The sequence below is a fragment of the Pseudomonas fluorescens genome (assembly GCF_001623525.1).
GTDB classification, from domain to species: domain Bacteria; phylum Pseudomonadota; class Gammaproteobacteria; order Pseudomonadales; family Pseudomonadaceae; genus Aquipseudomonas; species Aquipseudomonas fluorescens_Q.
In genome coordinates this window covers 6,660,752-6,671,762 of sequence record NZ_CP015225.1, presented here as the reverse complement: position 1 = coordinate 6,671,762, position 11,011 = coordinate 6,660,752, and the positions used below count along the sequence as shown (strand labels likewise).

The 11,011-nt window shown below is 58.9% G+C and carries 10 protein-coding genes; 3 read left to right on the top strand and 7 right to left on the bottom strand.

Annotated elements, in window-relative coordinates:
• Positions 1 to 262: 262 nt before the first annotated feature.
• The 4 genes from TK06_RS29150 to sdhC are packed head-to-tail and all read right to left on the bottom strand — an operon-like array spanning position 263 to position 3,491.
• Positions 263 to 967, bottom strand: coding sequence for a succinate dehydrogenase iron-sulfur subunit (locus TK06_RS29150; RefSeq protein WP_003204434.1), 705 nt, complete (start codon positions 965 to 967; stop codon positions 263 to 265).
• An 11-nt stretch (positions 968 to 978) separates the two neighbouring features.
• Entirely contained in the window at positions 979 to 2,751 is a 1,773-nt protein-coding gene (sdhA, locus tag TK06_RS29145; protein WP_063324841.1) for a succinate dehydrogenase flavoprotein subunit, read from the bottom strand.
• A gap of 3 nt (positions 2,752 to 2,754) precedes the next feature.
• Positions 2,755 to 3,123, bottom strand: a complete 369-nt coding sequence (gene sdhD, locus TK06_RS29140) for a succinate dehydrogenase, hydrophobic membrane anchor protein (RefSeq protein WP_003204438.1) — start codon at positions 3,121 to 3,123, stop codon at positions 2,755 to 2,757.
• The gene (gene sdhC / locus TK06_RS29135) at positions 3,117 to 3,491 is read right to left on the bottom strand and encodes a succinate dehydrogenase, cytochrome b556 subunit (RefSeq protein ID WP_024780620.1); all 375 of its coding nucleotides are present in this window, start codon (positions 3,489 to 3,491) and stop codon (positions 3,117 to 3,119) included. The genes sdhD and sdhC overlap by 7 nt, the downstream gene beginning before the upstream one ends.
• A gap of 365 nt (positions 3,492 to 3,856) precedes the next feature.
• Between sdhC and gltA the strand changes: the two genes are divergently transcribed.
• Positions 3,857 to 5,146, top strand: a complete 1,290-nt coding sequence (gltA, locus tag TK06_RS29130; protein ID WP_014339589.1) for a citrate synthase — start codon at positions 3,857 to 3,859, stop codon at positions 5,144 to 5,146.
• 288 nt (positions 5,147 to 5,434) lie between these two features.
• Here the strand turns inward: gltA and TK06_RS29125 are convergent, their stop codons facing one another.
• From TK06_RS29125 to TK06_RS29115, 3 genes are all read right to left on the bottom strand, one after another.
• Positions 5,435 to 7,093, bottom strand: a complete 1,659-nt coding sequence (locus TK06_RS29125; protein WP_063324840.1) for a cation acetate symporter — start codon at positions 7,091 to 7,093, stop codon at positions 5,435 to 5,437.
• On the bottom strand, positions 7,090 to 7,401 hold the full coding sequence (locus tag TK06_RS29120; RefSeq protein WP_003179217.1) for a DUF485 domain-containing protein: 312 nt from the start codon (positions 7,399 to 7,401) through the stop codon (positions 7,090 to 7,092). The genes TK06_RS29125 and TK06_RS29120 overlap by 4 nt, the downstream gene beginning before the upstream one ends.
• A gap of 226 nt (positions 7,402 to 7,627) precedes the next feature.
• Positions 7,628 to 8,482 (bottom strand): glycine betaine ABC transporter substrate-binding protein, encoded by an 855-nt coding sequence (locus TK06_RS29115; RefSeq protein WP_063324839.1) that lies wholly within the window; start codon positions 8,480 to 8,482, stop codon positions 7,628 to 7,630.
• Between the two features lie 422 nt (positions 8,483 to 8,904).
• On the opposite strand from TK06_RS29115, the gene TK06_RS29110 reads away from it, so the two are divergent.
• Together TK06_RS29110 and TK06_RS29105 are read left to right on the top strand one after the other, a co-directional pair.
• Positions 8,905 to 10,203 (top strand): hypothetical protein, encoded by a 1,299-nt coding sequence (locus tag TK06_RS29110; RefSeq protein WP_063324838.1) that lies wholly within the window; start codon positions 8,905 to 8,907, stop codon positions 10,201 to 10,203.
• Positions 10,196 to 10,984, top strand: coding sequence for an MlaA family lipoprotein (locus tag TK06_RS29105; protein ID WP_063324837.1), 789 nt, complete (start codon positions 10,196 to 10,198; stop codon positions 10,982 to 10,984). Before TK06_RS29110 ends, TK06_RS29105 begins: the two co-directional genes overlap by 8 nt.
• The last annotated feature ends 27 nt before the right edge of the window (positions 10,985 to 11,011 follow it).

The following is an 11,011-nucleotide window of genomic DNA, read 5'->3' as shown; positions in this document are numbered from 1 at the left end:
GCTTGGTCACCCTCGATTAGGGGAACACCACCGGCGAAAACACCGAGCAAACTTGCAGAAGTCCGAGTGCAGCGACTAAAACAAGCCACTTAGGATCACGCTGATAGTCCGGGTACCAGCCCGGATGCCCCTGCTTGTCTCATTTCTTCAAAATAAGAACCGCCGCTTTGTGAGCGGCTGTTCTGGTTATAGCCAAGACGCGGGTTGAAGCCCGCGCCCTGGCCTTTACGGGTACAACGGTCCTACGGGTACAGCAGCTGAATCAAACGCCGCTTTGCAGCAGCATGTTACGAATGTGACCGATGGCCTTAGTCGGGTTCAGGCCTTTCGGGCAGACGTTGACGCAGTTCATGATCCCGCGGCAGCGGAATACGCTGAACGGGTCATCCAGCGAAGCCAGACGCTCGGACGTCTTGGTGTCACGGCTGTCTGCCAGGAAGCGGTACGCTTGCAGCAGGGCGGCCGGGCCCAGGAACTTGTCCGGGTTCCACCAGAAGGATGGGCACGAGGTCGAGCAGCAAGCGCACAGGATGCACTCGTACAGACCGTCGAGCTTCTCACGCTCTTCAGGAGTCTGCAGACGCTCGATGGCCGGAGCCGGCGTGTCGTTCTGCAGGAATGGCTTCACCTTCTCGTATTGCTTGTAGAAGATGCTCATATCGACGACCAGGTCACGGATAACCGGCAAACCTGGCAGCGGACGAACGATCAGCTTGTTGCCCTTGACCACGGCCGACAGCGGCGTGATGCAGGCCAGGCCGTTCTTGCCGTTGATGTTCATGCCGTCGGAGCCGCAAACGCCCTCACGGCAGGAGCGACGGTAGGAGAAACCTTCGTCCTGTTCTTTGATCAGGGCCAGCACGTCCAGCACCATCAGGTCTTTACCACCGGTATCGACCTGGAAGTCCTGCATGAACGGCGCAGCGTCCTGATCAGGGTTGTAGCGATAAACACTGACTTGCAACATAGCGGTCACCCTTAATAAGTCCGGACTTTTGGTTCGAAAGTCGGAACAGTCTTCGGCGAGAAGTTCACGGCACGCTTGGCGACGCGTTTTTCACCCGGGAAGTACAAGGTGTGGCACAGCCAGTTTTCGTCGTCACGGTCTTCGAAGTCTTCGCGGGCGTGGGCGCCACGGGACTCTTTACGCACTTCTGCGGCGATGGCGGTGGCTTCGGCCACTTCCAGCAGGTTCTGCAACTCCAGCGCTTCGATACGGGCAGTGTTGAACGCCTGCGACTTATCGTTGATCTTCACGTTGGCGATTCGTTCACGCAATTGCGCCAGCTGGGCAATACCCTTCTGCATGTATTCGCCGGTACGGAATACACCGAAGTAGTTCTGCATGCAGTTTTGCAACTCGCGACGCAGGGTCGCCACGTCTTCGCCTTCGGTACGCTCGTTCAGGGCGGACAGACGCGCCAAGGCGGCTTCGATGTTGGCGTCGGTGGCATCGTCATATTCGATACCGTCGGACAGGGCTTTTTCCAGGTGCAGGCCGGCAGCGCGACCGAAGACCACCAGGTCGAGCAACGAGTTGCCGCCCAAGCGGTTGGCACCGTGGACCGATACGCAAGCCACTTCACCCACTGCGAACAGGCCAGGGATGATTTCGTCCACGCCTTCGGCGTTCTGGGTGATTGCCTGGCCGTGAATGTTGGTGGCAACGCCGCCCATCATATAGTGGCAGGTTGGAACCACTGGAACCGGCGCAACGACTGGATCGACGTGAGCGAAGGTCTTGGACAGTTCGCAGATGCCTGGCAGGCGGCTGTGCAGCACTTCCTCGCCCAGGTGGTCGAGCTTGAGCATCACGTGGTCGCCATTCGGACCGCAACCGTTGCCAGCGATGATTTCTTTAACCATCGAACGGGCAACCACGTCACGACCGGCAAGGTCCTTGGCGTTCGGAGCATAACGCTCCATGAAACGCTCGCCGTGCTTGTTGATCAGGTAACCACCTTCGCCACGGCAACCTTCGGTCACCAGTACACCGGCGCCGGCGATGCCGGTTGGGTGGAACTGCCACATTTCGATGTCTTGCACCGGCACGCCAGCACGCAGGGCCATGCCGACGCCGTCACCGGTGTTGATCAGGGCATTGGTGGTGGATGCGTAGATACGGCCTGCACCGCCGGTCGCCAGTACGGTGGCCTTGGCGCGGATGTAGGTGGTTTCGCCGGTTTCGATGCAGATCGCGATCACACCGACGAAGGCGCCGTCCTGGTTCTTCACCAGGTCAACAGCGTAGTACTCGTTCAGGAACGTGGTACCGGCTTTCAGGTTGCCCTGGTACAGGGTGTGCAGCAGCGCGTGACCGGTACGGTCGGACGCCGCGCAAGTACGCGCAGCCTGGCCGCCCTTGCCGTAGTCCTTGGACTGGCCACCGAACGGACGCTGATAGATACGACCTTGCTCGGTACGCGAGAATGGCATACCCATGTGGTCCAGCTCGAACACCGCGGCCGGGCCTTCCTGACACATGTATTCGATAGCGTCCTGGTCACCGATGTAGTCGGAACCCTTGACGGTATCGTACATGTGCCAGCGCCAGTCATCGTTCGGGTCGGCCGAGGCGATGGCGCAGGTGATGCCGCCCTGGGCGGAAACAGTGTGCGAACGGGTCGGGAAAACCTTGGTGATCACGGCAGTCTTGTGACCGCCCTGTGCCAGCTGCAGCGCTGCGCGCATGCCGGCACCGCCGCCACCAATGATGATAGCGTCGAAAGAAATCGTTGGAATGTTAGCCATGGATCAGATACCCCAGAGAATCTGCACACCCCAGACGAAGTAAGCGAACATCGCAACGCCGCATACTGCCTGGAAGAGGAAACGTACGGCAGTCGCCGACTTACCGAACGCCATTGGCGTCAGGTAGTCGGTCGCGATGGTCCACATGCCGACCCAGGCGTGAGCGCCTAGTGCGACAAGTGCCAGCAGACTGAAGATACGCATCCAGTTGTTTGCGAACAGTTCATGCCATTGGGCGTAGCCCAGGCCTGGGTTTGCTACGACATATCCGATCAGGAAGATGAAGTAAGCCGCGAGAACGACCGCAGACACACGCTGGGCCATCCAGTCATAGAGGCCCGAACGCGAAAGGTTCGTGACGTTGGTTACCATATCCAAACTCCTGCCAGAACGATTACCACCACGGAAACGGCGATAACGATTTTCGAGCCCAGCTTGCCGCCTTCCAGCGTCTCACCGATGCCCATGTCCATGATCAAGTGGCGCACACCGGCAACCAAGTGATACAGCAAGGCGGACAGGATGCCCCAAATCACTAGCTTGGCTAGCGGACTGGTCAGACACGCTTTCACCTGACCGAAGCCTTCTTCCGAATCGAGCGACTTGTCCAATGCATAAAGCATGATGGCCAGGCTGACGAAGAGGATGACACCGGAAATACGGTGAAGAATGGACGTGTAAGCAGTGACTGGGAGTTTGATGGTCCTTAGGTCTAGGTTTACAGGTCGTTGGCTTTTCACGGCTTTTTTTTCACACTGAAGAGCCCCTAACAATCAGGGCAAAGTTGTTGGGGCGCGCACTGGTCAGGTACTCACCACCCAGGGAGTGACGACCCCCAAGAAAGCAGGCCCAAAAGCCCCTGGCGGTCGGTGGCCGAGTATAGACAGTTAGGCTACTAATGACAACGCGTTCACCTTCCCCTAATAGCGCATTGCACATACGGCGCAAAAGGCGTAAACGGCAGGTAATTTCGCGGAAAAAGTCCGGTTAAAGCCTTCTGGAGCAAGACTTTAGGCAAATTGACATTCGGATTTATCTCACTATAGTGGTGCGGGCCCTGCGTGGGGGGTCTGTCTGATGATTCCAAGCATTAATAGGAGGCCACATGGCTGACAAAAAAGCGCAGTTGATCATCGAGGGCGCAGCCCCCGTCGAGCTGCCCATTTTAACCGGCACCGTTGGTCCCGATGTAATCGACGTACGGGGCCTGACGGCCACGGGCCGTTTCACCTTTGACCCAGGTTTCATGTCGACCGCCTCGTGCGAGTCGAAAATCACCTATATCGACGGCGACAACGGCATCCTGCTGCACCGCGGCTACCCGATCGAGCAACTGGCTGAAAAATCGGACTACCTGGAAACCTGCTACCTGCTGCTCAACGGCGAGCTGCCAACCGCAGAGCAAAAGGCCCAGTTCGTCAGCACCGTGAAGAACCACACCATGGTTCACGAACAGTTGAAGACCTTCTTCAACGGTTTCCGTCGCGACGCCCACCCGATGGCCGTCATGTGCGGCGTTGTCGGCGCCCTCTCGGCTTTCTACCACGACTCCCTGGACATCAATAACCCCCAGCATCGCGAAATCTCCGCGATCCGCCTGGTGGCGAAGATGCCGACCCTGGCAGCCATGGTCTACAAGTACTCCATGGGCCAGCCCATGATGTACCCGCGCAACGACCTGACCTATGCAGAGAACTTCCTGCATATGATGTTCAACACCCCGTGCGAGATCAAACCGATCAGCCCGGTGCTCGCCAAGGCCATGGACCGGATCTTCATCCTCCATGCCGACCACGAGCAGAACGCCTCCACGTCTACCGTGCGCCTGGCCGGTTCCTCGGGTGCCAACCCGTTCGCCTGTATCGCCGCTGGTATCGCCGCACTCTGGGGCCCAGCCCACGGCGGTGCCAACGAAGCGGTACTGACCATGCTCGATGAAATCGGCGATGTCTCGAACATCGACAAGTTCATCGCCAAGGCCAAGGACAAGAACGATCCGTTCAAGCTGATGGGCTTCGGTCACCGGGTCTACAAGAACCGCGACCCGCGCGCCACCGTCATGAAGCAGACCTGCGACGAAGTGCTCAAGGAACTGGGGATCACGAACGATCCGCAACTCGAGCTGGCCATGCGCCTGGAAGAGATCGCCCTGACCGACCCATACTTCATCGAACGCTCGCTGTACCCGAACGTCGACTTCTACTCGGGGATCATCCTCAAGGCGATCGGCATTCCAACCAGCATGTTCACCGTGATCTTCGCCCTGGCGCGGACCGTCGGCTGGATCTCCCACTGGAAGGAAATGCTCTCCAGCCCGTACAAGATCGGCCGTCCACGCCAGCTGTACACTGGCTACGAGTCGCGTGACATTACCCAGCTGGAAGACCGCAAGTAAGGCCTGCCTTGCGATAGGTTCAAAGCTGTACTGAAACAGCCCCTGCTTCTTATATAAGAGCAGGGGCTGTTTTGTTTGTGCCTCTTTTTATCTGGTCCAGAACCGCATTGACAGACCCGACGTCATCGCGAGCAAGCTCGCTCCCACAGGATGAACGCGCTCCAATGTGGGAGCGAGCTTGCTCGCGATGGCGGCAAACCTGGCACTCCTCATAAACCCGGCACAAAAAAATACCCCAGCCTCTCGACCGGGGTATTTCTTCAATCACGACGCTTACCGCTTACCGCATCAGTGGTTAACCGCCCCACTCGCCCCCAGGCCAGTCTGCGAACGCACGAACTGCGGGAAGAACAGCGCCCGCTCGTTTGCACCTTCAGCCGACTTGTCGGTAATGGAGAAGAACCAGATGCCGACGAAGGCGATGGCCATCGAGAACAGCGCAGGGTATTCATACGGGAAGATCGCCTTCTCGTGACCCATGATCTGCACCCAGATGGTCGGGCCGAGGATCATCAGGCCCACGGCACTGACCAGGCCCAGCCAGCCGCCGATCATGGCGCCACGGGTGGTCAGCTTCTTCCAGTACATCGAAAGCAGCAATACCGGGAAGTTGCAGCTCGCCGCGATGGAGAACGCCAGGCCGACCATGAACGCGATGTTCTGCTTCTCGAACAGGATACCCAGGGTGATCGCCAGCACCGCCAGGGCGATGGTGGTGATTTTCGAGACGCGGATCTCATCCTTCTCGTTGACCCTGCCTTTCCTGATCACGCTGGCATACAGGTCATGGGACACCGCCGAGGCACCGGCCAAGGTCAGACCCGCGACTACCGCCAGGATGGTGGCAAAGGCTACCGCCGAGATGAAGCCGAGGAAGATGCTGCCGCCCACGGCATTGGCCAGGTGCACCGCCGCCATGTTGTTACCGCCGAGCAAGGCACCTGCCGCGTCCTTGAAGGCCGGGTTGGTGCTGACCAGCAGGATCGCGCCGAAGCCGATGATGAAGGTCAGGATGTAGAAGTAACCGATGAAGCCGGTGGCATACAGCACGCTCTTGCGCGCTTCCTTGGCGTCGCTCACGGTGAAGAAGCGCATCAGGATGTGTGGCAGGCCAGCGGTACCGAACATCAGCGCCAGACCGAGGGAGAAGGCCGAGATCGGATCCTTCACCAGGCCGCCAGGGCTCATGATCGCCTCACCCTTAGGGTGAACCTTGACCGCTTCGGCAAACAGCATGTTGAAGTCAAAGTTGACGTGCTTCATCACCATCAGAGCCATGAACGAAGCACCCGACAGCAACAGCACCGCCTTGATGATCTGTACCCAGGTGGTGGCCAGCATGCCGCCGAACAACACATAGAGGCACATCAGGATGCCCACCAGGATCACCGCAACGTGGTAGTCCAGGCCGAACAGCAGCTGGATCAGCTTGCCGGCACCGACCATTTGCGCGATCAGGTAGAACGCCACCACCACCAGCGAGCCGCTGGCGGACAGACTGCGGATCTGGGTTTGCCCGAGGCGATAGGACGCCACGTCGGCAAAGGTGTATTTACCCAGGTTACGCAGGCGCTCAGCGATCAGGAACAGAATGATCGGCCAGCCCACCAGGAACCCGATGGAGTAGATCAGACCGTCATAACCGGAGGTGAACACCAGCGCGGAAATGCCCAGGAAAGACGCCGCCGACATGTAGTCGCCAGCAATTGCCAGGCCGTTCTGGAAGCCGGTGATCTTGCCGCCGGCCGCATAGTAGTCGGCCGCCGAGTTGTTTTTCTTGGACGCCCAGTAGGTGATGTATAAAGTCGCGCCGACGAAGGCAACGAACATCAGGATCGCCGCGACGTTAAGGGGTTGCTTCTGCACGGCACCGGTCAGGGCTTCAGCCGCCCAGGCGCCCGGGGCGAACGCTGCGATGCTCAATAGGGCCAATAGACGCCGGATCATTGCTGAGCCTCCTTGAGAATCGCATTGTTCAGGTCGTCGAACTCGCCGTTGGCGCGCCGTACGTAGATTGCAGTCAGAACGAAAGCCGAGAGAATCAGGCCGACACCGATGGGAATACCCCAGGTCATGGTGGACTCAGGCGTGATCTTGGCCCCGAGAATGTGTGGCCCGTAGGCGATCAGAAGAATGAAGCCGGAATACAACCCAAGCATGATCGCCGAGAGAATCCAGGCGAACTTTTCTCTTTTTCGAACCAGCTCCTTGAAGCGCGGGCTGTTTTGAATCGAGAGGTAAATGCTGTCGTTCATTGTTTTTATCCTCGCAGCACAGATTTAATTGGAACAGCCCTACTCTATGCGGCTCAAGGCCAGGTTCCAGACGACCTTAGTATTAGAACGATATGACGGCTTTACCAGTTTCCCGCACATTATTGGTATTCCCCCTGTGGGAGCGGTGCCAATCGAAGAATTGCAGGCACAAAAAAACCGCATGACACAACGCCATACGGTTTTCGAGCCAGCTAAACCCGGTGAGTTACTTGCCGGTCCACTCTTTTACACGGTCCGGGTGCTTGGCGACCCAGTCCTTGGCCGCTGCGTCCGGCTTAGCCCCTTCCTGGATCGCCAGCATGACTTCGCCGATCTCGTCTTTCGAAGCCCACTGGAACTTCTTCAGGAACTCGGCCACTTCCGGCGCCTTAGCGCCCAGTTCCTTGCTGCCGATGCTGTTTACAGTCTCAGCCGCGCCGTAGACGCCTTTCGGGTCTTCCAGGAAGCGCAGTTTCCACTTGGCGAACATCCAGTGCGGCACCCAACCGGTGACCGCGATGGATTCGTTTTTCTTCTCGGCGCGGGTCAGCTCGGCAATCATGCCGGCACCGGAACTGGCCTTGAGTTGATAACCGGTCAGGTCGTAGTCCTTGATTGCCTGTTCGGTCTTGAGCATCACGCCTGAACCGGCATCGATGCCGACGATGCGCTTCTTGAAGGAGTCGTCGGTCTTGAGATCTTCGAGCGACTTGGCCTTGACGTACTCCGGCACGATCAGGCCGATTTTGGCGTCCTTGAAGTTCGGGCCATAATCGACCACTTGATCCTTGTTCTTGGTCCAATAATCGCCGTGAGTCACCGGCAGCCAAGCCGAAAGCATCGCGTCGAGTTTGCCGGTGGCCACACCCTGCCACATGATCCCGGTCGCGACCGCTTGCAGCTTCACGTCATAACCGAGTTTCTGCTTGATCACTTCGGCGGCCACGTGAGTGGTCGCGACGCTGTCGGACCAGCCGTCAACGTAACCGATGCTCAGGGTTTTGGTTTCGGCGCTAGCCAGTGTGGAGCTGATCGCCAGTACCAGTGCGGCACCTGCGCCCAAGAGTCGTCGCATCTTCATCGTTACTTCCCCGAAAGTGCTGCGCCCGGCGGATGCCGAGCGGCGTCAACGTATAGTTATGGTGGCAGCGCCCCCATCACGCCCGCTTAGAAACCGGCTCGAACGTCAGTGGAGTACTGACCTGTCGATCATCAACCCGCGCCGATCTGGAACCTGCTCTGCCTGCGACGTCGAGGCAACGAGAAACGACATCAGAACGCCAGCTCTCAGTTCCGGGCATTTGTAGCTCCATCACACATGAGATTTAGCAGTCAAATCCGGCAAACGCCAGATAACTAGCCGCCAGCACGCACGACCGTGTATCGTCCCGCTACTATCGCACCCCGTCCGTGCCTGTTTTGTGCCCGTCATGGCACTTGGCTCTGCTTCGGTGGTCATAGCCTGCGAACCTCATTCGGCACCTTCCTCTAAGGGATCCAGTCATGCTCCGTTCCTTGCGCTTCGCTGCCCTTCTCGGCGGCCTTATCCTGAGTGCGTCCGCGCTGGCGGCAGACATTGACGCCGCCAGCTATGGCTACCCCTTGACCAACCCGTTCGAAGCGACCATCGCCACCACTCCGCCGGACCTGCGCCCGGAGCTGCCGCTGATCGAAGACATCAATCAGGCGGACCACAGCCTGACCCTGCGCCCGGAACGCGAGTTCATCCTGCCGGACAACTTCTGGCCGGTGAAAAGCCTCACTTACCGCATGGCCACCCAGGACAAACCCGCGCCGCTGATCTTCCTCATCGCCGGCACCGGTGCGCGCTTTGACAGTAGCATTAATGAATACCTCAAGCGCCTCTACTACAAGGCCGGCTACCACGTGGTGCAGTTGTCCTCGCCCACCAGCTTCGACTTCATGAGCGCCGCCTCACGCTTTGCCACCCCGGGCATCAGCAAGGAAGACGCCGAAGACATGTACCGGGTGATGCAAGCCGTGCGCGCGCAGAACCCCAAGCTGCCAGTGACCGAGTATTACCTGACCGGCTACAGCCTCGGCGCCCTGGACGCGGCCTTCGTCGCACACCTGGACGAAACCCGGCGCAGCTTCAATTTCAAGAAAGTGCTGTTGCTCAACCCACCGGTGAACCTCTACACCTCGATCACCAACCTGGACAAACTGGTCCAGACCGAGGTCAAGGGCATCAACAGCACCACCACGTTCTACGAACTGGTACTGAACAAGCTGACGCGCTACTTCCAGCAAAAAGGCTACATCGACCTCAACGATGCGCTGCTCTATGACTTCCAGCAGTCCAAGCAACACTTGAGCAACGAGCAGATGGCCATGCTGATCGGCACCTCGTTCCGTTTCTCGGCGGCCGACATCGCGTTCACTTCGGACCTGATCAATCGGCGCGGGCTGATCATCCCGCCCAAGTTCCCGATTACCGAAAGCACCAGCCTGACGCCGTTCCTCAAGCGTGCACTGCAATGCGATTTCGACTGTTACCTCACCGAGCAGGTGATTCCGATGTGGCGCGCGCGCACTGACGGCGGCAGCCTGTTGCAACTGGTCGACCAGGTCAGCCTGTACGCGCTGAAGGATTACCTGCACGACAGCCCGAAGATTGCCGTCATGCACAACGCTGACGACGTGATCCTCGGCCCGGGTGACCTGGGCTTCCTGCGCAAGACCTTTGGCGACCGCTTGACGGTTTATCCACTGGGCGGCCATTGCGGCAACATTAATTACCGCGTCAACAGCGACGCGATGCTGGAGTTCTTCCGTGGCTAAATATCTCCTGCTTATCGCTGCGTTAATGAGTGCTGGCCTGGCCCAGGCCGATAACAGCAAGGCCAATGCGCCTGTGGTGGTGGACTCCGACGGTTTCAAGGAGCCGTTGAGCAAGCTCAAGTTCAACCCGGGGCTGGACCAGCGTGAGTTCGAGCGCTCGACGCTCAATGCCTTGAACGTCTATGACCCGCTGGAATCCTGGAACCGCCGCGTCTACCACTTCAACTACCGCTTCGACCAATGGGTCTTCCTGCCGGTGGTCGATGGCTACCGCTACGTCACGCCCAGCTTCGTGCGCACCGGCGTCAGCAACTTCTTCAACAACCTGGGGGATGTGCCGAACCTGATGAACAGCCTGCTGCAATTCAAGGGCAAGCGTTCGATGGAAACCACAGCGCGCCTGCTGCTCAACACCACCGTCGGCATCGCCGGCCTGTGGGACCCGGCCACCGCCATGGGCCTGCCGCGCCAGAGCGAAGACTTCGGCCAGACCCTGGGCTTCTACGGCGTCCCTGGCGGCGCGTACTTCGTATTGCCGATCTTCGGCCCTTCGAACCTGCGCGACACCTCAGGCTTGTTGGTGGACTACACGGCCGAATCAGCGATCAACTACCTCAATGTCGCCGAAGTCAGCGCCAACCACCCGGAATTGCTGCTTCTGCGCGGCGTCGACAAACGCTACCAGACCAGCTTCCGCTACGGGCAACTGAACTCGCCGTTCGAATATGAGAAGGTGCGCTACGTGTACACCGAGTCGCGCAAGTTGCAGATTGCCGAGTAACGTTCGGCCACCCCAAAACCCGCTGTG